Raw genomic sequence first — 25,189 nt, forward strand, 5'->3', positions numbered from 1 at the left:
GGATCAGCTCGTCCAACTTCAGGAGGGCCTCCTGATTGCTCCCTTTCTTGCGCAGCTCCTCCACCGGGCCGTAGAGCGAACCGATCAGCTCGATGCGGGCGCGATAAGCCATCTCCCGCTCCGCCGCCTTGCCGAGCCCGGCGGCCTTCCCCTCCCCTGTGCCGTGGTTTGTGATCAAAAGGGCTGCCAGGGCCGCGATGACGAGCAGCAGAAGTGCCCAGGTTATTTTGTCGAAGGTGTCGCGGAACATAGTCACTCTAAGCATGAATAACACGGAGAAACGGAGAACACGGAGGAATCAAAACGAATATTCACCCTGACCACGAACGACACTCGCAGTCTCGGTAGACAACCCCTGTGAGCTTTGGCTTTTTCTCCGTGCCCTCCGTATCTCCGTGTTATTAAAATCCTCAATACTTCTGATACGGCGGCATATTGACCCGCTTCGCCATCTCCCGGATCGGGTCATAGTCGCTGTCAAGAAGCTCCTCGTAGCCGTCGACCCAGGCGGCCTTCAGCACCTTGAGCCGCTCGCCGTCCACCTCGGCGGTGTCTTCGGGCTTCAGGGCCAAGAGCGCGTCCTTCACCTTTTTCACCAGGGCCGGGTCGGTCCCCTTGGCCACGCCGAAGGTGCAGTAGGGGATCGGCGTGCTCTGGGCGAGGATGACGAAATCGTCGGCAGAAATTTTCCCCTCCCGCGTCATGGTCTCCAGATCGAGGACCGGGGCGGCGGCCACGTCATACTGGCCATGGAGGACGCCGTAGATGAGCTTTTCATGTTTGTAGGAACCGGGGGGGATGGAGTAGGTCCCCAGGTCGTGCTCCGGGTTGATGCCGGCGGAGAGCATCAGGTCGTACTCGGCCAGATAGCCGGTGGGGGCCAGCATGGGGCCGAAGGCGAGGCGCTTACCCCGGATGTCGGGAAGCTTTTCGATGCCGCTTCCCTTGCGGGCGATAAGGGCGCCGGCGGAGCGGGCGCCGAATTTGCCCCGCTTCTCCGAGGCCACCAGTTCGACGCCGTGGTTCTCCCGAAGAACGACGTAGATGAGGGAGTTGGAGTGGGTGAAGGTGAACTCACCGGCCTTGAACCGTTTCTCGAAATCGTGGGTATCCACCGGCACCGCCACGAAGTCGACGCCGCATTTATCCGACAGGTAGCGGGTCAGGGGGAGGAAGCGCGCCATGGTCTCCTCCTCGTTGTTGCAGAGCATGTAGCCGATCTTCACGACGGGACGATTTCCCTCGCTCTTGCAGCCGGCGAGGATGAAAAGGGAGAGAGCCAAGAGAAAAATGCGTGTCAGGTTCGAACGTATCATCAGCGGGTTCCTGTCATTGTGGGTGAGTGGTCGTTATTTCACACTACCAGCATGCGGGGTCTTCACCCTCCAGCGACTGATGCATGACGTATGCCCTTCCGCGGCATCCCCCCCGGCACTCCGCCAGTTCTCCGCACTCCCAGCAGGCGCCGGGGTGCGCCAGAAGCTTCCGGCGCAACTCCTTCTTTGATGCCGAGGCGATGATCTCCTTCAGGGACTGGCTGCCGACGGTGCCGAGGCACACCGGGAGGGAGGGACAGGGGTAGACGCCCCCATCGGGGGAAATGGCGATCATGGTGTTTGCCGCCTGGCACCCTGCCTGGGGAAACGGCACCCCGGGGTTGAAGGCCCGCCAGAGAAAGGGGTCGTGGATGGTGAGGTTCAGCCCGGCCACTCCGCCGGCGGCGTCCAGGGCCTCTGCCAGCTCCCGCTGCTCCCGGACGGTGAGAAAAAAGGGAGCCTCGCCTCCGTAGAGCCGTTGCATGGGGAGCACGAGCCGAGTGATCCCATGGTCCAGGCAGGAGTGCATAAGGTCGGGGAGTTCCCGCCAGTTCCCGGAGGTCACCGGGAACGATATCCCGACCAGACCGGACACCGGCCATCCCTCCCCTCCGGACCGGTCCGCACGGTTGACCGCCAGGAGCACCTCTTGGACACCACTGCCTTGGAGATGATCCCGACACGAATCGTCGTAGGCGGCCAGAGGGATGGTGAGTATGACGCTGACCGGACTGTCCCGAAACTGCTCCAGAACCGTCAGGATATCTTCAGTAAGGCGAGGTTCCGTGCTGGTGATCTGCAGCATGAGGGGCCGGCAGTCGAGGATATCGGCAGCGACCCGCTGAAGGAGGGAGGTATCGGCGGCGGCGGGAATATCCCAGTAGATGGTTATGGGTGATGCCAGTTCCATGAATCATCCTTGACTCGACAGCGGGCGAAGCGAGGGTTATGCCCAGCAGTGGGGATCGGGGCTGTTCAGGTCGCCGGTGAGGGCCAGGGCCCGGGCGGAACAGCCGCCGAGGCAGTCCTCGTACTTGCTGCAGCCGGAGCACTTGCCGGTGGGCTTTTTGTTGCGCATTTTCTCCAGGACCGCAGAATCCCGCCAGACCTGCTTCAGGTCGTCCCGTACGATGTTGCCGATGACGACGGGGATGAAACCGCAGGGGGTCATGTCGCCGTTGGCTTTGATGTTGAGGGAGAGCTTGCCGCAGACGCTCCCCTTGACGAGGCTCCCGGCGTCCCGGGCCCCCAGGAGGGCGATGATCGGGTCGTCGAGGGAGATGTCGAGCCCCTTCTCCCGCTCCCTGGCGGCGAGGGCGCCCCGGTAGAACTCCTTCCACTCCTCCGGCGAGAGATCCAGTTCGTCCTTGTGGGAGAGGCCGAGCCCCGAGCACTTGAAGTTGTGGAAGTTGAGCTGCCCTACTCCCTGTTCCCGGGCTAAGGCGACGAGGTCGTCGATGGCAGTGTAGTTGATCCGGCAGATGACCGTGGAGATGGAGGTGGCGATGCCGGTCTCCGCCAGGTGGCCCAGGGCCGCCACGGCCCGGCCGTGGCTCCCGGCAACGCCGCGGAACCGGTCGTGGACCTCGTGGACGTGGCTGTCGATGCTGATCCCCACCTTGGTGAAACCGGCGTCCCGAAGGGCCGCGGCCATCTCCCGGTCCATGAGCCAGCCGTTGCTGTTCATGGAGACCCGGAGCCCCAGGCCGCTGGCATGGCGGGCGATCTCCAGGAGGCCCGGATGGAGAAGCGGCTCCCCGCCGCCGAAGTTGACGGAAAAGACCCCTGCCTTGGCCACCTTCTCCAGGCAGGCAAGGAGAACGTCCCGGGGGAGTTCCTCGTGGGTGTCGCCGCGGCTGTAGCAGTGGCGGCAGGCGAAGTTGCAGCTGTTGTTTATGGCCCAGTTGATGGTGAGTGGCGCTTCGAGAACCATATTACTCTGCATAGCTGATAAATCCCTTGGCGGCCAGCTCGTCCAGGAAGGCCTGGACATCTTCCCGGAGCACCGCTTCGTCCACCTCGAACTGGGGCAGCAGTTCCGCCACGATGCCGTCCATGGTCCGGCCGTCGCAGAGCTTCCAGATCTCGGTCCCCAGGTAGTTGAGGGAGAGCATGGTCCCGCCGGAGAAGAGGACCGAGGTTCCGGTCTCCTCCACCTCGTCGCCCCGGTCCAGGGCTTCCTGCACCTGGGCCAGGGCATCGGTCTCCTCGCGCCACATGACGTTGGGGTTGCGATGGATCGTTTGCATCAAGCTACCTGCCTTCCTGTGCTATGCGCCAAAATCCCCTCACCCGGCCTTCGGCCACCCTCTCCCCCGGGGCGAGGGTTTCAGTTTTTCCCCTCTCCCTGGGGGAGAGGGGCAGGGGTGAGGGGAAAAGGTTAATCCCCCTGCCCCGTTATGGAGGCGATGACCAGGTTCTCCTGGGACCCGTTCCGGATGCCGTGGTCCTCGAAAGCGGGGACGATGACGATCTGTCCCGTGGTGATAGACTGGGTCTGCTTGCCGGAGAGGAACTCGCCGGTCCCCTCCATGACCATCCAGATGTGGCTGCCGTGGTGGGTGTGGGTGATGATCTCCTGGCCGGGCTTCATGCAGATGAGGCTCACCCGGGCGTGGTCATCGGACCAGATGGTCTCCTGATGACGTTTCTCATCGCTGAACTTCTTGAGCTTCTGGACGTCAAGGACCTGTGATTTCATGCATTCCTCCTGAATATGGTGGTGTCATCCTGAATAATGAGGGGGGCGGCGCCCGCGTCAGGCCTTCTTTACAAGTTTCAGAACGGAGCCGAGCCACTCCGCGGTCCGGTTGAGGACCGTTGACGCGGTGGAGACCCGCACCTCCGGGCCGTTGTCGACAACTCCGGAGAAGGTCACCCCGTAGCGGGAAACAAGAAGGTTGGCCCCGCGCGGGCTCGCCCCGCCGGCCTGCGGTGCGGCCGCCACGATCAGGGCAGCGCCTCCTTTGGCGTGATAGTCCGCGATCAGATTCATTTCGGCATCGTTCAGCCCGGCTGCGCCGTCATCGCCGAAGAAGAGCCACACCTGGCCCCACTCGGTCAGCATCCCCTCGGTAATCCGCGGCACCTCATGTCTGCCGACCACCTTGACGGTGAATCCCCTGGTGCCCAGCTCGGCCAGCACCTTCTCACCCAGGAGCGCCGACGCCTCGCCGGCACCGTTGCCGACGCTGTAGACAAGAATCTTGGTGGAGCCCGCGGAGAGGGAGTTCTCCGCAAGCCAGTCGGCGATGTTGCCGATGTAGGCCCGGTTGTCATACCGGTCGGCCGTGGCTGCAACGAAACGCCCGTGAGCGCCATCGAACACGATGGGCCCGCGGCCATCGAGCTGGTTGGTGTAGGTAGCAACAATCCCTTTGCCCGCCGGATCCATGACCATCCGTACGTTGGGGTCATGCTTGAGAATGGCGGCGGCCTGCCCGCCCGACAGGGTCGCTACCCCCTTCAGCAGCGGGTTGCCCACATCCACCCCGGGCATGAACACGAGGAGTTGGAACCCGTAGGCGATGAGGAGCGTCCCCGAGAGGCAGACGGCCATGTAGAGGGAAAAGACCCGCTTCCGGAAAAAGGTCCAGAAGAGCACCATGGTGGGAACCGCCGTCACGGGCCCGCCGATCATGAACGCCAGGGCTGCCCCGGCGTCCAGGGTCCCCCCCAGGGAGCCCTTGATGTGATAGACAATGCTGGAGGCGCTGATCTGATGGAGGAACATCGGCACCGACGCAAGGGTCACCCAGACGATACTGAGGGGATCCTTCTGGCCGAAGAAGCGAAAGACCCACTCCTTGGGCATGTACCGTTCGACCACGGCCCCGATCACGACACCGACGAGGACGTACTTCCCCACCACCCAGAGCATCTCCACGGACTTTGCCAGGAAGATGAGGAATTTGTTGCCGGTCCTGACGGCAATACGGTTGCCGAATTTGCGCCGGCAGTTGCACCGCAGCCGCTCGTCCGGATAATCCTCGTCGTGAAAGTCGCCCCTGACCAGGGCCCCCTCGATGAAAATTTCGCCCTTCCGAAAGCCGGCCCGCTTGCTGAGGAAATGGGTGACGAGACCGGCAAAGATCCCCATGGAAAAGGCGGAGATGGTCCTGATGGCGGTCCACTCGGGACCGAGATCGTTCAGGGTAAGGAGATAGGTGGAGGGGCTCAACAGCGGCGAGGTCACCATGAGGGCCATAACCGGCGCCAGGGGGATGCCTGCCACCAGAAGGCTGATGGCGGTGGTCACGGTGCCGCAGGCGCACAGGGGGGTGATGATCCCCACGAATGAGGCGAGAAAGACACTGAGGACCCCGTATTTCCTGAGGGATGCCTGGAGCTTCACCGCAATCTTGTATGTGCGGAGGTAACCGGCGATGAGGATGCCGACGAGGAAGTACGGGAGCACATCCCGGAGTTCGGCCATTACCCCGTGGTCGCTGAAAAACAGGTCCCAGAGTTCGCTGCCAAGAAGCACGGGAAACGAGATCGGCGCAGCTTCGGAGGTTGTCAGGTGCCCCCCCGTGCCGGTTCCCCAGACGTGCCACACCACCAGGGAGAGGGAGACAAGGATCATGGCGATCAGCATCCGGTTCCCCGACCCCGAATGGTGCCCATGGACCTCGCATGCCTCCTGGGGCTTTGATCCGAACAGATTCAACGCCATGGCATCCTGCCCATGCCGATTATCCCGAAACCGTATTTATTCACAAATCTTTCCTCAGTCGCCTGGCGCATGCCAGGATTGCCCCGAGCCCCATGATGGCGAACCCGGCGAAAACACAGGGTCTTCCGGGGTCCCTGACCACCTGCATACCAGCAAAAGACATGCCCATCTTATCGGCACCCACTTGGGTGTTATAGAAATAGAGCCCGTTCCAGATAAAGGGGGCGTTGACCTCCGCCGTCCCGGCCGCCACGGGAGCGGAATCGCGGCTGAGCGCAAGGTCGACCCATAGGCGCTTCAGGACCGGATTCTGGAACGCCACCAGCTTGAATTCGTAGGGGAAGTTCGCCGGGAGCGTGCGTCCCCCAGCGGTATCGCAGGAGCCGATCAACCGTCCATCGTGGAAAATGGAAAGCTTGAGCACTTCAGCAGGGAATTCGAGGGAGTCCACGGCGACGCGGTAGGGGCCGGCCCCGAAACTGTCGCCGGTCTTCAGGGTGTGGAGAGCATCTTTGACATCCCCCTTGAGGACCCCCACCTTGACCGGGATCGGGTAAAATTCCCGGTTTATCCGCTGGATGGTCAGCGCGGCGCCAAGGGGGGCATCCTTTTTCAGGTCCCACCGGTAGACCGTGTCCACCGTGGTTCCCTCATAGATGTTGACGGTCGCCACATAACCGAACGCCCGGGCGATAACGCCGCCGCAGACCACCAGCACCCCCAGGTGCAGAATCAGCACCGGCACCGAAATGGACCGGAACCGGCGCACCGTGCAGAGAACGAGGTTCAGGGCCAGCCCTCCCAGCAGGCAGAGAAAAACCGGATGGGCGTAGAGCGTTCTGCTTTCGGTGAAGGTTCCGGGTATGGCCAGGACGGCTACCGCCAGGAACAGGACAACCGCCAGCTCCGTGGAGGCGAGGAAGCGGGCTGTCCGCTTCAGGCTATCAGCAAGTGTCACGGGCACGGAGGGATCAGATCAGTTTCTTTGTCTTGAGGAATTCCCGGACCGCTTTCCGGGACTTGTCACCGGTTTCCGACGATTTGAGCAGCTTTGCATAGGCGTCGTTGTTTAGGGTGCCGGCAAGCTTTGTCAGCAGTTTCGGGAGGGCCGGGTAGTTGCTCAGGGTTTCGACCGTGAGGACGGGGGCATACTGCGGGGTGCCGCCAAAGGGCTCGAGCCATGCAAGATGCAGGGTCGAGCGGTAGCTGCTCTTGATGAAGTCCTGGACATTCTTGCCGTTTGCCTCTTTCGGCTTCCCCAGCACCTCCAGGGCACGGTCCGGGGTTTCCACGAGCAGGTTGACTTCACCTTTCTTCACGGCGCCGTAAAGCTCCCTGTTGTCCCGGTAGACCTGAACCTTCACCGAGGTACCGGTCCGCTCGGTTATGAGGAGGGAGATCATTTCCGCCAGCAGCCGCTCATTGGCAGAATTGGGAACGCCGATGTGGAGCGTCCTCCCGACACAGGCCCCTGACAGTTGCGCAACCGCGAGGGCCGAAATCACCACGATGCAGCAGAGAAGCTTTTTCATAGGTCACCCTGTAAATCAGTAGTTGCTACTGTCATTTCCCCCTCCCTTGACGGGAGGGGGTTAGGGGGAGGGTGAAGCAACAACCTGCTGAGAACCGGTCAGCTTCCCCCCCACCCTAACCCTCCCCCGCCAGGGGGGAGGGAACTATTTGTTACTTTTGCACGAGCTTCAGCCGTTGATTCACTCTAGCGCCAAGCCCACATCCAACGCAACATCCGTTTTGCCGACGGGGGTCATGACCTCCGTCGAGGCGCGCCATGCCGGCGACGGGAATCGCGTGGAACCTCCCACATAGTATCTCTGTCCCGCGGGAATCATGAGGGTGTAACTGCCATCAGCCCCAGTCCATGCCGAGATGTAGTCGGGAATCTGGCTCCCCTCTTTCATGGCCGACGCAAAGACATAGGCATTGGCCACCGGCTTCCCCCCGCTGTCAAGAACCCGTCCCGTAAGTCTCACCAACTCCGCGGCGATGGCCTGTCGCTTCCGCCCCATGTCCCGAATGTCGGCCACCGTGAACTCCTGCGCAAGCTCGGCCTCGGCGGTCAGGTCCATGACTGCCGGCTCCCCCGAATGCTTTTCGCCCGGCATGAGCGGACCGTAGGACTCATCTTTTTTGAGCCGCGCCACCACCCAGTAGGTTCCCGGCGGCACCGTGATGGCGACGGTTCCGTCCCCGGCCGACGGGGGGGAGATGAAGGTTGCGGGCCGCCTGACGTTTGCCGTGTCATAGACAAAAAGCTTCGCCCCCGCCACGGGCTTGCCGTCGATATCCGCCACCCGCCCCCTGAGGAGCGCCGCCTTCGCGGCATCCGGCACGGAACCGAACAGCAGCAGCCAAACCACCGCCCAGAACGCTGCTCCCCTCATGGCGCTTCCCCTCTTCCGGGCCCGATGGAGGGTGGTTTGGACAGATAGGGCTCGTAGAGAACCATCCCGATGCCCGGCTCCTGCCGTCCGTCAAAGATCGTCGCACCGGGGTCCCCATCACCCCACCAGTTTCCGCGGGCGTTCACATCTTCGTCGTTGAAATCGCCGATTCTCATGTTGTAGCCGCTGTTGCCGGAGATGGTGTTGCCCGTTACCGTCAGCCCGCCCCCCTTTTCCCGAACAAAGATCCCTGTTTCGTTCTCCGTGATCAGGTTGTCAGCGATGAGCGCGTTGCCGATGTACGACCGGATGCCGATGGTGTTGCCCCGGAAGGTCGAGCGGCGAATCTCCACGGGGCCGCTCCTGAAGCGCATACCACCGTAATTGTTTGAAATGACGCTATCCGCGACGGATAGGTCCGTGAAATGACTATGGATACCCCACGTGGCGTATTCGATGAGACAGTGGGCAATGGCGCTGCCGGTGGCGTATTCCAGCAGAATCTCGTTCCAGTCGGAAGCCCCCTTGCGCTCCACGGAGGTAAATACAATCCTGCTGTCACGGTTACCTAATGCAATTAGCTTGCCCTTGACCTCAAGACCCATACCGTTGGCGAACTGCACCGTTGTGCCCGGTGCAACGGTCAGGACCGCGCCGGGGAGAACCGCCGTGGGAGCGGCAACGGTGATGACGCCGCGCCAGACCGCATCGGTGGCCACGGACTGCACCGGCCAGACAAAGGGAAGGGGTACGGCACTCGCCGTGTCATGGTGAACACGCCCCAGTGCCGGGTCGTCCCGCCGGTCGAAAACGACCCGCTCCGGATTCTCACCCCCCCACCAGTTGGCACGGGCGGACACATCGGCGCTGCCATCCAGGTCGATGGCGTACAGGCCGTTCTTGACGAAGTTGTTCCCGGTGATGACCCCGGCAAAGGATTGGATCCCCATGCCCCGTTCACCATTGTCGGAGACCAGGTTTGCCTTGATGAGCGCGCCGGAATCCTGGATATTGAAGCCGTTCAGCCCGTTGGCCGCCACCACATTGCCCGCAATCTCGATGGTGTCGACATTTTTCAGAGAGAGACCCGTTTCGGTATTGTTGGTGATGCTGTTGCGGTTCAACTCGCCGAGATACAGGTCGGCCACCATGAGGCCGAACCGGTTGCCGTCCACAAGGTTCTCCCGGACCGTGACGGTCCCTTCCCGCAGCCGGAGCCCCTCCCTGCCGTTGGCGACGATCCTGTTTCCCCGGGCGGTGATGGCGGCGCGGAAGAAATTCCCCCCCACCTGGTTGCTGCAGAGGAGGTTGTCCACCATCTCCACGTCGGAATCGCGCCCCTGGACGCCGCTTTTGTTGCCGCAGATGGTGTTGCCGCGCATGGTCACCACCGACTCCTGGAACTGGATGCCGCGGTAATTGTTTACGAGGGTGGCGCTGTGGATCGCCACCGTGGAGAAGTGGAAATGGAGCCCCCGGTAGGCATGCTCCACTCGGCAGTGCTCGATGAGGTTCTGCCCTGCCGAGCTGTTCATGATGTTGACGGCGTCCCAGTCCCCCATCCGCCGCTCCTTCTGGGCGGAGCGGAAGACGATGGGCTGGCTGGGGGTCCCCTTGGCCAGGAGGCGCCCCTGGATCATGATCCCGTTCTCACCGATGCCGTCGCCGTTGGTGTCCCGCCGGGTGAACTCCACGACCGTTCCCGGCAGGATGACCAGCCTGCTCCCCTCCGGGACCCTTACCGTCCCGTCCACCTCGATCCTCCCCTGCCAGACGGTTTCGCCCAGGAGGACCATGTTCTGATACTGGCGGCTTACCGGCGTGCTTTCGTCGACCGCGGTCACCTTCGGCTGCGGATACGCCCGGAACGGGGCCGTGTAGGTGTCTTTTTTCCGGTTACGGACAACCTCCGTGGTGCCGGTATCAACCCGGGCTCCCTGAAGGATGAAGACCCCGTAGTCGTTGTCGGTGATGCGCGAGTCGGCCACGGTGACACGGGCCTTGCTGCCCTGAGCCACGAGACCATAACGATTCTCCCGCAGCGTCGATCCGGCAAGCCGGAGCACTCCCTCCGCCACGGAGACACCGGAATCGGCGTGGGCAATCCGGCATCCCCGAATCGTGGCGGTGCCCCCGTCAAGAAGGATTCCCGCCCAGCTCCCTCCCTGTTTCTCCTCGCCGGAAAACAGGACCGGGGCCTTCTCGGTCCCTTCCACCACCAGGGTCCCCCGAACGGTTATCTCCGTGAGGGGCGAGAGGTATTCGGGATCGGTCTTGGTGCTCTCCGCCGCGGCAACCGTGACGGCGGTGCCGGCCCGGACGGTCAGGGTGACCCCCTCGGGAACAAGCAGATCCTCCGCAACCGTGACGCTCCCCTGCCAGACCGTATCTGCGGTCAGGACCCCCGCGGACGCGCCCCGAGGTGAGGCGAGCAGCAGCAGGGCAAGGATCAGCCCCAGGGATGAAGCAGCAATCCTGGACAATGGCATGGACATGGTCATGGTTCCCCAAAAGCAAGAGAGGTGCCGAACTGAATCATCGGCACCTCTCTTGCGGGTCGCGGCGGGTATCAGCAGGGATGAACCACCGCGCTCCCGACAATTCTCGGACGGACATAGTTTTTCTTCTTCATCGGTTTCTCCTCCTTTGTTACGGCTGTGGCAGCCGTGGGTGACTGATGCTACTGGTTCGGCCCCCGCCCCTTGAAATGGATGACGTTCAGGTCGATTCCCTTTACCGTCTTGCCGGCTTCAACCTTCACCGGCGCCGGCTCCTTCTCGCCGTATCCGCCAATGATCTCGCCTGCCTTCGGTGCCCCGCCGCCATAGACTTCACGGGACTTGAGGTAGTACGTACCCCCCTCGTCGACCCTCAGGAGATACTTCCCGTCCTTCCCCGTCCTCTCGGAGGCGAAGAGGGGTTTCCCCACCATGGTGGGGGAGACGAAGGCGAAGACCAACGCCCCGGCCACCGGCTTGCCGCCTTCGTCGAGCACCGTCCCCTCAATGGCCGTAACGCTCCCCTTTGCCGCAGCCTTCTCCCTTTTGAACGGTTTTCCCTGGGCAAGGGTACCGATATCCTTTGTCTCGCCAGCCTTGACGGTGTACTTCCGCAGATTCCCCTTCTCGTCACGGTTGGCCAGGAAATAATCCCCTTCATTTGGGGCGCCGAGCTCTTCGCCCGCAATCCTCTTTATGGCCCCCAGATAGTATGTGCCCGGACGGACCTCCGCGACGAACTTCCCATTGGCGTCAAGGGGGACGATCTCATCGGGCACCCGCCAGTATTTTTCCGGTGCCGGCGGGGGACCTGACTTCTCGTAGAACAGGAAGAGCGTTCCGTTTGCCATGGGCTCGCCCGATTTTTTCTGCAGCGTGCCCGTGATGCGGCCCATCCCCGCGTCGGCGGCCAGTGCGGAAATCCCCGTACAGAGAACAGCGAGAGTCAGCACGAGAGAACAGATCCGTTTCATTCCCACTCCTTTATATCGCTATGAATTCGCACTGCTGAAAGTTGTACCACACATTTCGCCGGTCCACAATTTTCCACCCCCAAAGCGAGAGGGGAGGAGCCTGACGGCCCCTCCCCTCTCCCCTCCCCTGCTACTTGTCGTTGGACCAGCGCGGTGTCGGCTGGAAGTGGCAGCTGACGTTCCAGCAACTGCCGGTGGCATCGGGTGCCTGTTTCGAGTACCACTGGCCCTTGGTGGCGTTGAACTTGTAGGTCGGGTCGACCTTTACGCTCACCGGCGCCTTCTTCGCCTGGGTTGCGCCGCCGGACCAGACCGTCTCGTCACCCACATGGGCCGACGGACCGTCGCTGTGGCAGGCGAGGCACGGCGTGAAGCCCTGGTTAGGCCTGAGGTTGGCCATGAGGTGGCCCAGCTTCACGTGGGCGCCGCCGCCGCCCGAGTAGTTCTCAAGCTTGGCCGACGAGTAGGTGGCCTGGGAGGCCACGAAGCCCTTGGGCGCCGGCGGGTAGCCGTGGCACTCGTCGCAGGCCTTCGGCTTGAAGGCGTAAGTGTTCTTGTGGGAGTGGCAGTTGAGGCAACCCGATGTCGGATGGTTCACCCCTTCGTCAACGCCGCGCTTGTAGTGGCTGGTAAGGGTGTGGCAGTTCTGGCAGACGCCGCGATAGGGCGGCACGAGCTGCACCAGGTCGGTGACAGTGGCGTAGTTGATGGTGGACGTGAGGGTACCGAAGGCAAGGAACGCGCGGATCATCCCCCGGTTGCCGGTGCCGTGGACGTCGTGGCAGACCTTGCAGTTCATGTCGTAGACGCCGCTGGCAGTTGCATGGGTGGTAACGTTCTGCCGGGAGACTGTAGGCACCTTGGCCGCGTTGTTGTGACAGCCGGCGCAGAGGGTGTTGTCGTTCACGGCGACCCGCTTCTGGTTGCCGGAGACGCCGTCGATGTGGCCGCTCGTGGCGTCATGGCAGGAGGAGCAATACCGGCTTGACGAGTAGTTGGCAAAGGCCTGGCCGTGGCCGCTGGCGGTGAAGTTGGCCTTGGCCGGCGCCGTCTTGCCGCCGATGACCGACAGTGGCGCCGTGTGGCAGCTCTCACAGGTGACCCGGCCGCCGGTCCAGACGGCACTCTGCTTGTGGCAGTTGGTGGTGCAGTTGGCGGCAACGACCTCAATGCCTCCGTTCACGTGGGTGGCCGCAAGCTCGTTGGTGTAGGTATGGCAGTTCGCGCAGGAGGCAGCGCTGTTTTCATCGAAATTCGGGCCGTAGGCGGCGGTAAGGTGCGCCAGGTGCCCGTCGGAGTTGATGGGATCGGCACCGGTGGCCCGGTGGCAGGCGCCGCACTGGCCCGACGCGGCGGTACCCCAGACCGGGGCGACGACCGGCGCGGCCCCCTTGCCGTTGGAGTGGCAGTAGACCGTTGAGCAGTTGCTTCCCGAGAGGGTCTCGTCTCCGACGGTCCCGGAGAACTGCTTGTCCTTAACGGCGTTCACGTGGGTGCCGTTGGTGGTCCGGGCCGCGGCCAGGAGCGTGGTGCCGTCACTGACGGTGGAGGCGTGGCAATTGACGCAGCCGTAGGCCTTGCCGCTCACGCCGCCGGCTATGTGGCGCGAATGGGCGTTGGTGGCCGGAGTGGCGCTGTGGCAGCTTCCACAGCGAGCGGCCCCGGCAAGGGCCATGATGTCGTCCTTGCCGCCCTCCCAGGTGGGGGACTTGTAGCTGCCGCCATTGCCGTCCGAATGGCAATAAGTAGTGGAGCAGGTGCCGGAGCCGGTGCCGTTGTAATCGGGGCTGGCGCCGTTGGCGGGGGCCTTCGTCCCGGCCGGGGTGAGATAGACATCCTGGAATGAACCGGTGTTGTGGCTGAAACCCTTGTGGCATTCGTCGCAGGCAAAGCTGTAGTAGGAGCCGCCGCCGGCGTGGCTGATGTGCGGTGTGGCCGATTCGTCCTTGAAGACTCCAGAGGTGCTGTAGTCGCGCACGCCGTCCTTCCCGTAGCCGGAGGTGCCGCCGGCCGAGTTGGCCTGGGGCGGGAAACCGTGGCACTGGGTACAGTTGGCGGAGAATCCCTGGGAATGGGTGTGGCATGAGCGGCAGTCCGCCGCGTTGGTGCTCGTCAGGTGCGTGCTGATGGTTCCGGGCAGTGTCGGGTGGCAGGCCACGCAGACGCCAAACCCGTCCTTGTTGTAGTTCTTCTGGGCGACGGAGGTGTACTGGTACATGACCTTGGCATTACGCACCGCTCCGTACTGGGTCGAGATATTCATGAACCGGTTGATGAGGTAGGCGTTGGGCGTCGTCCCGTCAGCCTCGTCCACGTGACCGCCATGGCAATCGGCGCACTGGACGTTCTGGTTCTTGGTGCCGTTGTGGTTCTTCACCCGGGCCAAAGTGTTGGCCGGGTTGTCGGCGGACTTGTGGCAGTTGGTGCAGACGTTCGGGTCGGTGACCGTACTCCCCTTCAGGTCGGTGCGAAGGAGGAAACCGCGGGAGGTGGAGAGGAGCCCCATCCGGGCGCTGGAGGCGTTGTCGAAGGTCCGGCTGTTGGAGTCGGTGTAGTGGACCCCGTGGCAGGTGGTGCAGACCACGGCGCCGCTGCGGGACATCTTCATGGCCGAGGTGGGGTTTGCCGGATTGCTGTTTTGGGGCGTGGCGTAGAACTCGTCAGGCCGGGCCGCAGCCCTTGCCGCGTAGTTCATGGTCACCGGGTGGGTACCCAGGGTATGGTTCGTGGTATTGCGGGGACGGTGGCAGTCGAGGCACATCTGGTCATTCTCGTTGCGGACCCGCAGGAAGGGCTTCGTGTTGAAGGCTGACGAATAGGAGTAGTGGATCGAATGGCACCGGGCACAGACGATGGTGCCCGACAGAATGTTTGTATTGAACGTAGGTTCGGTGGGGGGAAGCGCCCCCGCCTTGGGGACCCTGTCCCTGCCGATCCAGTTGTGGGAGGTCTGGTAGACGACGCCGGGGCGTGCGCTGGTCCAGGTGCCGAAGGGGTTGGCGAAGTCAGCCAGGGTGAACGGCTTCATCTGGCCGTAAGGAACACCGGGCTTGTGGCAGGTCTGACAGACGTTGTTGAAACCGGTGGCCCCCAGGGTGTTGTGGGTGGAGTGGCACGTGTTGCAGATATACCCCTTTGGGGACCCGACGGCGACTTCGTGGGGCGCATCGATGGCCCACACCGCGGCGGGGACGACCAACGCGACTATGATCGCGACAAAGGTCTTCATCGTCATTACGTTCATGGCACACTCCTGAACATTCACACGTGCATTCTATTTGTTGTGGCAGGCCAGACACATGGCGCTGCCCACGTTGTCCCGCACCAGAAACGGCCTCAGTGCGGTATTCCCGCCGCTCCCGCTCGGCTGCCCACCCCAGGTGGTTCCGAAGTCCACATGGGGGTCGTGACAGGTGGAACACTCGATCCGGTCGCGCCCCCCCCCGAAGAACCTGAGCCCCGCACTCCTGGCGTTCTCGATGGGATGGAGTGCCGCTGCCCCCTTCTCGCTCTGGGCCGCTGCATAGGAGAACGAGATGGGGTGGTCGTTCATGAGGTTGGTGCCGGCGTAGCGATCATCCCCCGTCCAGCTCTTAGCGCCCAGGTTTGCACGGTAGGGCTCGCCGAACACGTTGATGTCCATGGCCAGGGCCTGGTTGTTGGGGTTGGCCGAGTCGTAGTATCCGTCGTCACCCCTGCCGAAGAACTGAACTACACGCCTGCCACCGTCAGCGGGCTGGGCGTCGATGCCGATATCGCCGTTATGGAGCACGTTGATGGCGGTCCGGCCGTCGTGGCAGGAGAGACAGAGAAGCGATTCGGGACCCGGCTGCGTCACTCCCTTGGCTACGCTGGAGAGGGTTGCCGACGAGGTGTACATCTGGAACGCCTGGGTAGGGTTCACCTTGTTCCAGAGGGGATTTGCCGGCTGGGCGTGGTGGGGCGTGTGGCAGAAGATGCATATCTGGTCCGTGTCGGAGCTTTCCCAGTGCCGTCCCGCGAGCGGTGCGTCGCTCGACAGGTTGTGCACCGTCCAGCGTATGTTGCCGGGTCCCGCGTTCACGATCGCCCCCCAGGCCGTTATGGCCGCCATCACTGTCACTGCCAGGAAAAGTTTCTTCATTCCGAAAACCTCGTTGCGTGTAGTCCGTTACGCCGCGCTGCGTCCTGCATCCCACCCCGAGGGGGTCTACCAGCTCGGCATGCCGAGGGCCTTTCTCATGATCAGGATTGCGTCAACCAGATCGATCACGCCGTTGGGCCGCGCCTTCCCCTGGTAGAGGGGTCCGATATCGCCGTGGGCCAGATGGCTCACGGTCGGCGCCGTCTGCTGCGTGAATATCCTCAGGGCCAGGAGCACGTCATGGATCGTCACCGTGCCGTCTCCGTTCACGTCGCCGTCGGGGGCGTTCACCACGAGGCTGCGGACCGTGCTGTTGCCGGCGGCGTCGGCCGCCCGCACCGCAAGGGAGTCCGCGTCGTAGCCACCCAGTTCGAGGATCGCACTCCAGGTGCCGGCCCCCCTCGTGACCGTCCCTGCTGAACCGTTGCGGTCTTCCACCGTCACGGTTGCCCCCGCCTCCACCGTGCCGGAAAGGGTCGACGGATAGGGGGTGTTGACCGCATCAAGGGTAAGCGCCGGCGGTGTGCCGTCGTAGATCACGGTCCGGGTTACCCGGCTCACGTTGCCGGCCGCGTCGGTGGCCGCAAAGGTTATGGCGTGGCTCCCCTCGCCGGCAAAGGTCGCCGCCAGGGTGAAGGACCCGTCGGTTACCGTCACAGCAACCGGCGTGCCATCCACATCGGCCACAAGGGTTACGGGACTCGGATCGGTTACGTGGCCGGCAAAGCCGATGGTTTTCAGGTTGGTCACCAGGTCCTGGCTTGGGGAACTGATCACCAGGGCAGGAGAGCCGGTATCGTAGGTGACGGTCCGCTTGACGGAGGTGACGTTCCCTGCCAGATCAACAGCAACTACTTCGATGGTATTGATTCCCGGAGAGAGTGTCACATCGGCGCTCCAGGAGGTTCCGTCCATCCGGGCCGGCATTCCACCCACCGAAATGGTGGCGGTCTGGTCGAGGGTGCCGCTCACGGTCACGTGGTCGGCAGTGACGTAGGAGCCGTCGGCGGGGGCGGTAAAGGTCACCTCAGGCCGGGTTGCGTCGAAGATGATGGTCCGGATGTCGGTCGCCACGTTACCCGCCAGGTCGACGGCAGCGACCATGATGACGTTGGGGCCGGGGTTCAGGGTGACGGCAGTGCTGAATGAGCCGTTCACGGGGACAATCGGCTGACCGTTGAGGGCAACCACGTCAATGTTCGTGTCGGTCACCACCATCTGGATGTTCTGGACCTGCTCGCTGGTGTAGCTGCCGTCGGCCAGGGTCGAGACGGTGATTGACGGCGGGGTCGCGTCGAGGGTCGTCGTGGCGGTCGCCGTCGTGGCAGCGCTCAAGGACTTCTCAGCCTTCACGGAAATGGCGTTGGCACCGGCAACGAGGGGCACCCGGCAGCTCCAGGTATCGCCAAAGACCAGGGCCTTGGCGCTCTTGCCGGTGGTGGTGTTGGTCACGGTCACGACAGAACCCGGATCCACCAGGCCGGAAAGCTGATGATTGGCGTCGGCCGTGAAGACGGGGAGCGGTTCAAGGGTCAGCATGGGCCCCGCTTGCAGGTAGCTTACCGTCACCGATTGGGTGGTGGCGTTTTTGGCCGCGTCGCGGGCAGTCACCGTAATGGTAGAGCCCCCCGCGGCAAAGCCGCTCAGGGTAGCCTGCCAGGTGGAGGGGGTGGGGAAGGTGATCGCCCCCACCGTGACCGAACCGCTGGCCGCTACATTCAGGGTCGCCCCCGCCTCCACCGTACCTGAAATATCCAGTGTCGGGTTCGTGAAGGGGGAGATGATCGGGGCAATGGAGAGGGCTGGCGGGATCATGTCGACGGCAAGGCCGCCGCCATCGATGCCGTATACGGTCACGTTGCCAAAACCGTTCACCACCAGGAGTCGGCCGCTTGACTGGTCGAAGTGGACGTCGGAGGGGACCATAAGCTTCCCGCTGGTGCTCCCGTAGCTGCCTATGTAGGAAAGGAACACCGGCGGCGTCGCCGGATCGATGGCCTGAACCGTGCTCTGAAAGGTATCGACCACGTACATCCGCTTGAGTACCGGCGTCGGGTCGTTGGTGTACTCGAAGGATACACCCTGGGGTGCGGTGAAGCGGAGCGGGTTCGTGCCGAAGCCGCCGATGGTCCGCTTATAGACACCGCTCTTGTCAAAAAATTGGATACGGCCGGTCCGTGTGTCAACAACCGCCACCTGTTTAGCAACCTTTTCGAAGGCGATGCCGCTGGGGGTGGAGAACTTCCCGGCCGTGGTGCCGAAGGAGCCGAATTTGCGGACAAAGGCACCGGCGGCATTGAAGACCTGCACGCTGTTATCGAGGCTGTCGACCACGTAAATGGAGCCGTCATCATCCACCGTGATGCCGTTGGCCATCTTGAACTGCCCGGTACCGGCGCCAAGCCGTCCGGTTTCCTCGCCGGCGGTGTTGATCATCGCCACGAAGGTTCCCTGTCCCACGAGCAGCGTACCGTCAGAGGCAACGGCAACCCCCTGGGGCGTCACGGCGGTCTTGATTACCTGCGCCAAATGACCAAATGAGTCGTATTTCAGGACACCCCTGACAAGGGAGTCCGTCACGTATGCGTTACCCAGGGAATCTCCGGAAATCCTCAGCGGAGAACGTATTCCCTCGGACACTGAATCCTGTATCTGAACGGTCGGCACTGGGGCGGCAAATGTCACCGCGGCCAGTGAAATAACCAGACACGCCAGGAAGAAGGCGACGGACACCATCCATTTCGGCGATCTGAATACCATGATAATGCCTCCGCATTTTAGTGCAGGTAACCGGTCGAATCGGGGCTGCTTTCGATTCGCCTGGGGCTCCTGCATGAGAAAAGAGCAATATCAGTGCCAAACATACGATGAATCAGGCATTTGACACCACTCCCCACAGAACCACCCACCCGGCACTTCAGGAGATCAAGGAAGGAAAACCGCAACACCGCACCCGGACGTACTTCCCGCCAGGTGGCGGCCATGGCGACCCGGGGCCGTGACATTTATTTGACTATCACCAAGGGAATTGTCGTGAAAAACGGGAGGAAGGACGTGCCCGGCAGGTACGAAAAGCTGCCGGGATTCCGTCATATGACAAGGTATGCAATGAGGGGGGAAAGAAACCTACTTCAGGTAGCCGAACTTCTTCATCCGGTAGCGGAAGGCATCGATGCCGAGATTGAGCTTCTTGGCCGCCTTGGATTGGTTCCACTCACTGATCTCGAGGGCCTGGCGGATAAGCTCCTTCTCCACCTCTTCGATATCGATCCCCTCGGGGGGAAGCTTGAAGGTGGTGATCCCCCCGGACTGGGACGACGCCTTGGCGACAATCTCCAGGGGGAGGTGCTCCAGGAGCAGCGTCTCGTCGTTGCCGAGGATGATGGCACGTTCGATCACATTCTTCAGCTCCCTGATATTGCCGGGCCAGTTGTAGTCAAGAAGGAGCTTCTCAGCCATCTTGGAGATGCCGGTGACGTGCTTGTTGAACTCGCCGTTAAAGGTCTCGATGAAGTGGTTGGTAAGGGTGAGAATGTCATCGCGCCGCTCCCGCAGGGGGGGAAGGAAGATGGGAATCACCTGGAGCCGGTAGTAGAGGTCGTTGCGGAAGCTCTTCTCCTCGATGGCCTTGAGGAGGTCGCGATTGGTGGCGGAGATGATCCGGACGTCCACGGAGAACGACTTGGTTCCGCCGATGCGGCGAAAGGTCCGCTCCTCCAGGAAACGCAGGAGCTTGGCCTGCATCCCCATCTCCATGTCGCCGATCTCGTCAAGGAAGACGGTGCCGCCGTCGGCCAGCTCAAAGAGCCCCTTTTTCATGACCTTGGCGTCGGTGAAGGCCCCCTTTTCGTGGCCGAAGAGCTCGCTTTCGAGAAGTGTCGCCGGCACGGCCGCACAGTTTATGGCGACGAAGGGGCGCTCTGCCCGGGCCGACTTGTAGTGGATCCACTTGGCGACCAGCTCCTTGCCTGTCCCCGACTCCCCCTGGACGAGTACCGTGGAGGCGTCGCTCTTGGCCACCTTCTCCATCATGTCGAGAACGTTCTTCATGTGGCGGCTTGTGCCGATGATGTCGGGTGAGCCGAACTTCTTCGCCTGTTCGCCCCGCAGCCGCTGGACCTCCCGGCGCAGGTCCGAGGTCTCCAGGGCCTTGCGGATGACGATGGCCATCTCGTCCAGGTTGAAGGGCTTGTTGATATAGTCATATGCCCCGAGCCGCATGGCGTGGACCGCCGTCTCCAGCGCCCCGTGGGCCGTGACCATGATGACGATGATCTCCTCGTCATGTTCCTTGATCTTTTCCAGCACCTCCAGGCCGCTGATGCCGGGGAGCTGTATATCGAGCAGCACCAGGTCCGGCTGCTCCTCCCGTGCGATCCGCAGGGCATCCTCGCCGTTGCCGGCCGAGACAACCTCGTATCCCTGCTTCTTGAGATTCTGCTCCAGGGACCAGCGAATGAGATGCTCGTCGTCGACAACCAGTATCTTCGTCTTTCTCACGTCTACTCCTTTATGGCATCCAATCGAGTTCGCAACATTACAGCGGACAAAGAATACAGAAGCCAAGGGTCAGAATCCAGTATAAAACCTCCAGACTACTGAGCCCCCACATCCCACGCCACCGGCAGGTCGATGGTAAACACGGTTCCTTTGCCGTCCTCGCTGACCACAGTGAGGATGCCGTTGTGCTGGCTGATGAGCTTGTGGCAGATGGCGAGTCCCAGCCCCGTCCCCTGGGCCTTGGTGGTAAAGAAGGGGGTGAAGATCTTGCCGATGATGGGCGCGGGAATCCCGGGGCCGGTATCCCCGATGGTGGTACGTACCCAGCGTTTGCCGCCATGTTCCACCAGGCTGCTCCCGACGGTAAGGGTCCCCCCCTCCGCCTGCATGGCCTGGATGGCGTTCAGAATCAGGTTCAGGAATACCTGCTGCACCTGCTTCGGATCGACGAAAACCCCGGGAAGCTCTTCCGTCAGCTCCAGGCTCTTGGCAATATTCTTACCCCCCTTGTGCTGGAGGGCGAAGAGAAGGGTCTTGCGCAGGATTTCGTTGATGTCGGCATGGGTCGGCTCGGGGGGAGTCGGCTTGCCGAAGAACAGGAGGTCGTTCACGGTCTTGTCGAGCCGGTTCACCTGCTCGACCACCTCGCCGATGATCTCCTTGCGGGGGTCGTCGTCGGTGAAGTCCTGGCGGATGATGGTCATGGCCGCCGAGATGCCGGCCAGGGGGTTCTTGATCTCGTGGGCTATTCCCGCAGCCATTTCCCCCACCGAGGCAAGGCGGTCGGCCCGCTCCATCTGCTGGAAGTGGTACTCCTCCAGCTCCTGCTTCGCCTTGTCGAGCTTGCCGACCATGGAGTCGAAGCTGACGATGAGCCGTCCGATCTCGTCCTTGGCCCGGGGAGTCATGCGGACCGACAGGTCCCCCTCCTCCACCCGGGCCATGTTCCCGATGAGGTTGTTCAGGGGCTGACGGACGAACCTGACGATGACAAAGGAGATGGCCGCCGCGCAGAAGAGGATGACCGCCCCGGTAGAGAAAAGGAAAAGCCGCGTCGCCTCCAGGATGCGGCGGTTGGTCTCGGCCAGGGAGTAATTGACGTTGAGGACGCCGATGATCCGCCGCTTGGTGCCGTGGCAGCGCTGGCACGGCAGGTCGTTGTATATGGGCTTGATGACCCCGAGAACCTCGCCGAAGGCGTCACTGGTGTAGACCCCTTCCTTGCGGTTGTTGATGAAGAGCTGGTAATCGCCGTCGGGAACCGGCGTTCCCACCTCGTTGGGGCGGGACGACTTGAGGATGATCCCCTGGGGGTGGAAGATTCGGACCCCCACGAGCTTGTTGTGGCCATAACCCACCATCTGCAGGATGACCTGCACGTCCTGGGTGTCGCCGATGCTCATGGACTTGTAGATGCTGCGCTCGATGGTGTTGAGGAGAAGGTGGGAGTTCTCGCGGGCACCCTTGATGAGTTGGCTCTTCTCCCGCTTGAGGTTGAGGTAGGTAAAGGTACCGATTCCCACGGACAGCAGGCCGACCAGGGTAACGATAACTCTCATTGTCAGGCTCTTGAAGATCAACCTACCTCCGGGGGAAAACCTCGGCATGGGAGTCGCGCAGCTCAGTCTTCAGTTGTTGACGGGACTGCCGGCCCGCCATCGCCCGCCTGGCTCCCGAAGGAACCAGGACCCAAGGGGACGCCGGACGATCCGGGGCCCGCGGGGGAGCCCAGATTAACGGTGCCGGCAGCGGGCGCCACGGCCTCGGGGAGGCCGAAGACCCATTCCTTGTACATATTTTTCTGCTCGAGAAGGCTCAACTCCTTGTCGAAGTTTCCCTTTTTGAGGGGCTCGTCCTCGGCGGTGCTGCGGACCCCGATGATCCCCTGCTGGGGGTTGCGGACCACCTCGAACTCATCGCCGGTGAACGGATCGGTGTAAAGCCGTCGCAGGTAACGCTCCTTACCCAGGGAGCCAGGGTCCTTCAGGAGATCCTTCAGCTCGTTCAGGGGCCGCCGGGCCTGCGTAGTTGTCTTGAGCGGCTTTCCCTCCGTCAGGTGGTACTGGTGCCAACGCCTGATGGCACGCTGGTACTCCAGTCCCCGGAAGAGAAGTTCCGCCTCCCGCTCACGGTGCATCCTCATCCGCCAAGACTCTCCGGCGATGCCGAGCATGATCCCCATGATCACGACGATCATGAGTGCAGCGACATAGGTGAAGCCGGCAGAAGAGCGCAGGACACGTCGAAATGGTGAGGGAGCGAGGGAGTAAAGAACGAATAATCTATTCATCTGTCTCACCATCTCGCTAACTCACCATGGCCCATCACTTCACTTCCGCTTGCGGACGAGGATCTCCCGCGCAGCGTCCACGAGATCGGCCGGCATGAGCCCGAAATACTTGAGGAGTTCCTCCGCCTTGCCGGAGGTGCCGAAGCGGTCGTTGACGCCGACCCGCTTCAGGGGAACGGGGCAGTTTTCCGCAAGGAACTCGGCCACGGCGCCACCCAGTCCGCCGACGATGGAGTGCTCCTCGGCGGTGACGATGGCACCGGTCTCCCGGGCCGCCTTCAGGAGGATTTCCCCGTCCAGGGGCTTCACGGTGGCCAGATGCACCACCCGGGCGGAAACGCCTTCCGCCTTCAGGGTTTCGGCAGCGGACAGGGCCTGGGCGGTCATGAGGCCGGTGGTGACGAAGGTCAGGTCGGTGCCGTCGGCCAACTGGGCTCCTTTGCCGATCACGAAGGGGGCGTCGACAGCGGTGACGGTCGGCACTTTGTTGCGGCCGAGCCGCACATAGACCGGCCCTTTATACGCGGCGGCCGCCCGGATCGCCTTGGCGGTTTCGGGGCCGTCGGCCGGGACGATGACGGTCATGTTCGGCACGGCCCGCATGATGGCGAGGTCTTCCACCGACTGGTGGGAGCCCCCGTCCTCGCCCACGGTGACCCCGCCGTGAGTGGCGACGATCTTCACATTGGCCTTGGGATAGGCAACCGACTGGCGGACCTGCTCCCAGGCCCGGCCCACGGCGAAAATGGCAAAGGTGGAGACGAAGGGAATCTTCCCGGCGGCGGCGAGGCCGGCGGCGGTGCCGACCATGTTGGCCTCGGCGATCCCCATGTTGAAGAAGCGCTCAGGAAACTTCTTGGCAAAGACGGAGGTCTTGGTGGAACCGGAAAGGTCGGCTTCCAGGACAACAATGCTGCCGTTCTCCTCCCCCAGTTCCGCCAGGGTCTGTCCATAGGCGTCGCGGGTAGCGATCATGGTGCTCATATGTCAATGTCCTTTCTGTTCGTTTGTGTAGGGGCGCGGTTGCCGCGCCCAGGGGCGGGGAATCCCCGCCCCTACAGGTAGCACTGCTCTCCCAGGCACTCCAGGGCCTTGGGGAGCTCCTCGTCGCTGGGGGCAACGCCGTGGTAGGAGGCCTTGTTCTCGAAGAACGAAACCCCTTTCCCCTTGACGGTGCGGGCCACGATGACCGTCGGCTTCCCCTTGGCAGTAGCGGCCTCCCCCAGGGCGGCAACGATGGCTCCCATGTCGTGGCCGTCGATGTCGATCACGTTCCAGCCGAAAGCCCGGAACTTGTCGGTGATCGGCTCCACGGCCATGACCTTCGCCACCTCGCCGTCGATCTGGAGACGGTTCACATCCACCAAGGCGCAAAGATTGTCGAGCTTGTAGTGCCCGGCCGCCATGGCGGCTTCCCAGACCTGCCCCTCCTGGAGTTCGCCATCGCCCAGCAGGGCATAGACGCGGCTTCCGCTCCCGTCCAGGCGAAGTCCCAGGGCCATGCCGTTGGCCATGGAAAGCCCCTGGCCCAGGGAGCCGGTGCAGACCTCGACGCCCGGGGTCTGTTTGCTGTCGGGGTGCCCCTGGAGGTGGGACCCCAGGCGCCGCAGCGTCATGAGGTCCTCCTTGGGGAAGTACCCCGCCTCGGCCAGGGCCACGTAGAGGGCCGGGGCCGCGTGCCCCTTGCAGAGGACAAAGCGGTCCCTCCCCGGCCACGACGGGTCGGCCGGATCGTGCTTCATCACGTGGAAGTAGAGGGCGGCAACCATGTCGATGGCCGAGAGGGACCCTCCCGTATGCCCCGACTGGGACTTGTGCAGAGCCTTGACGATGTCGACCCGGAGCAGCCGGGCCTTCTCCTGGAGTTGAGCAATCTTTTCGCTGTCCACGATATTCCTTTCCGTGCTGATAGTCACTTATCGTCCGTCAGGAGGAAGTCGAGAATGACCTCATCAAGACTGGCCGGTTTTTCCTGTGGTTGTGCAGAGGGTTTCGGGAGGGAGGGAGGAGCGGCCTGGGGCGCGGCGGATTTCGGCGCGGACTGAGCCGCCGGGACACTGCGGGCGGTGGGGAACGCACGGCTGTCGAATTCGCCGTTCTTGAGCCGTCGGAGCATATCCTTGTGCTGCTCCTTCATGAGCTCCTCGACGACGCGTTCGAGGTTCTCCACCTTGATGATGTCGGCGTAACTGGTCTTACGGGAGGAGATGATCGTCCCTTCCCGGTAGATCAGCGAGACGATATGGGGATTGGCGACTCCACTGTCCTCGGTCTGGATGTGGAAGACCTCTCCCTTGTACATTACGTTGTGGTTGAATCCGACGACCATGGGCACCCGTCCGTCAAATGACGTAACTGGATAAAATTAGCACGGATGCCGGATGGTTGCAAGGACTAAATAGCCAGAAGAA

General features: G+C 62.6%; 20 protein-coding genes and 1 pseudogene. All 21 read right to left on the reverse strand.

The features are described from left to right. Positions 1-265 (reverse strand): annotated as a pseudogene (locus RCH91_RS16340) (hypothetical protein); the annotation flags it as partial. A 145-nt stretch (positions 266-410) separates the two neighbouring features. Next, a complete protein-coding gene (locus RCH91_RS16345; RefSeq protein WP_306536056.1) occupies positions 411-1,316 on the reverse strand; it encodes a phosphate/phosphite/phosphonate ABC transporter substrate-binding protein in 906 nt (301 codons plus the stop codon). Positions 1,317-1,359: 43 nt separating this feature from the next. Continuing rightward, positions 1,360-2,226 carry a GeoRSP system SPASM domain protein gene (locus RCH91_RS16350; RefSeq protein ID WP_306536057.1) on the reverse strand — a complete coding sequence of 289 codons (867 nt, stop codon included), beginning with the start codon at positions 2,224-2,226 and terminating at the stop codon, positions 1,360-1,362. A 36-nt stretch (positions 2,227-2,262) separates the two neighbouring features. Further along, the gene (locus tag RCH91_RS16355; protein ID WP_306536058.1) at positions 2,263-3,261 is read right to left on the reverse strand and encodes a GeoRSP system radical SAM/SPASM protein; all 999 of its coding nucleotides are present in this window, start codon (positions 3,259-3,261) and stop codon (positions 2,263-2,265) included. Further along, positions 3,251-3,565, reverse strand: coding sequence for a GeoRSP system PqqD family peptide chaperone (locus tag RCH91_RS16360; protein ID WP_306536059.1), 315 nt, complete (start codon positions 3,563-3,565; stop codon positions 3,251-3,253). The genes RCH91_RS16355 and RCH91_RS16360 overlap by 11 nt, the downstream gene beginning before the upstream one ends. Positions 3,566-3,696: 131 nt before the next feature. Beyond that, positions 3,697-4,017, reverse strand: a complete 321-nt coding sequence (locus RCH91_RS16365) for a cupin domain-containing protein (RefSeq protein ID WP_306536060.1) — start codon at positions 4,015-4,017, stop codon at positions 3,697-3,699. A gap of 57 nt (positions 4,018-4,074) precedes the next feature. Beyond that, on the reverse strand, positions 4,075-5,991 hold the full coding sequence (locus RCH91_RS16370; RefSeq protein WP_306536061.1) for a permease: 1,917 nt from the start codon (positions 5,989-5,991) through the stop codon (positions 4,075-4,077). Between the two features lie 40 nt (positions 5,992-6,031). Beyond that, complete coding sequence (locus tag RCH91_RS16375; RefSeq protein WP_306536062.1) at positions 6,032-6,949, reverse strand: ResB-like family cytochrome C biogenesis protein; 918 nt, start codon at positions 6,947-6,949, stop codon at positions 6,032-6,034. Between the two features lie 13 nt (positions 6,950-6,962). After that, positions 6,963-7,523: a hypothetical protein gene (locus RCH91_RS16380; protein ID WP_306536063.1), complete on the reverse strand. Its 561-nt coding sequence runs from the start codon at positions 7,521-7,523 to the stop codon at positions 6,963-6,965. Between the two features lie 180 nt (positions 7,524-7,703). Next, positions 7,704-8,393: a carboxypeptidase-like regulatory domain-containing protein gene (locus RCH91_RS16385; protein WP_306536065.1), complete on the reverse strand. Its 690-nt coding sequence runs from the start codon at positions 8,391-8,393 to the stop codon at positions 7,704-7,706. Beyond that, entirely contained in the window at positions 8,390-10,888 is a 2,499-nt protein-coding gene (locus RCH91_RS16390) for a right-handed parallel beta-helix repeat-containing protein (RefSeq protein ID WP_306536066.1), read from the reverse strand. The genes RCH91_RS16385 and RCH91_RS16390 overlap by 4 nt, the downstream gene beginning before the upstream one ends. A gap of 185 nt (positions 10,889-11,073) precedes the next feature. Continuing rightward, on the reverse strand, positions 11,074-11,865 hold the full coding sequence (locus RCH91_RS16395; RefSeq protein ID WP_306536067.1) for a carboxypeptidase-like regulatory domain-containing protein: 792 nt from the start codon (positions 11,863-11,865) through the stop codon (positions 11,074-11,076). 130 nt (positions 11,866-11,995) lie between these two features. Beyond that, positions 11,996-15,109, reverse strand: coding sequence for a CxxxxCH/CxxCH domain-containing protein (locus RCH91_RS16400; RefSeq protein ID WP_306536068.1), 3,114 nt, complete (start codon positions 15,107-15,109; stop codon positions 11,996-11,998). A gap of 30 nt (positions 15,110-15,139) precedes the next feature. Beyond that, a complete protein-coding gene (locus tag RCH91_RS16405) occupies positions 15,140-15,988 on the reverse strand; it encodes a cytochrome C (protein ID WP_306536070.1) in 849 nt (282 codons plus the stop codon). 66 nt (positions 15,989-16,054) lie between these two features. After that, the gene (locus RCH91_RS16410; RefSeq protein ID WP_306536071.1) at positions 16,055-18,748 is read right to left on the reverse strand and encodes an Ig-like domain-containing protein; all 2,694 of its coding nucleotides are present in this window, start codon (positions 18,746-18,748) and stop codon (positions 16,055-16,057) included. A 366-nt stretch (positions 18,749-19,114) separates the two neighbouring features. Continuing rightward, a complete protein-coding gene (locus RCH91_RS16415; RefSeq protein WP_306536072.1) occupies positions 19,115-20,488 on the reverse strand; it encodes a sigma-54 dependent transcriptional regulator in 1,374 nt (457 codons plus the stop codon). Positions 20,489-20,583: 95 nt separating this feature from the next. Then, on the reverse strand, positions 20,584-22,047 hold the full coding sequence (locus RCH91_RS16420; protein WP_306536073.1) for a nitrogen regulation protein NR(II): 1,464 nt from the start codon (positions 22,045-22,047) through the stop codon (positions 20,584-20,586). Positions 22,048-22,109: 62 nt separating this feature from the next. After that, positions 22,110-22,778 (reverse strand): type II secretion system protein, encoded by a 669-nt coding sequence (locus RCH91_RS16425; RefSeq protein ID WP_306536074.1) that lies wholly within the window; start codon positions 22,776-22,778, stop codon positions 22,110-22,112. 39 nt (positions 22,779-22,817) lie between these two features. Beyond that, positions 22,818-23,762 carry a transketolase family protein gene (locus tag RCH91_RS16430; RefSeq protein WP_306536075.1) on the reverse strand — a complete coding sequence of 315 codons (945 nt, stop codon included), beginning with the start codon at positions 23,760-23,762 and terminating at the stop codon, positions 22,818-22,820. 71 nt (positions 23,763-23,833) lie between these two features. After that, positions 23,834-24,667 (reverse strand): transketolase, encoded by an 834-nt coding sequence (locus tag RCH91_RS16435; RefSeq protein WP_306536076.1) that lies wholly within the window; start codon positions 24,665-24,667, stop codon positions 23,834-23,836. Between the two features lie 23 nt (positions 24,668-24,690). Then, a complete protein-coding gene (locus tag RCH91_RS16440) occupies positions 24,691-25,107 on the reverse strand; it encodes a hypothetical protein (protein WP_306536077.1) in 417 nt (138 codons plus the stop codon). Positions 25,108-25,189: the final 82 nt, after the last annotated feature.

The sequence above is a fragment of the Geobacter sp. genome, from assembly GCF_030834625.1.
Taxonomy (GTDB): domain Bacteria; phylum Desulfobacterota; class Desulfuromonadia; order Geobacterales; family Geobacteraceae; genus Geobacter.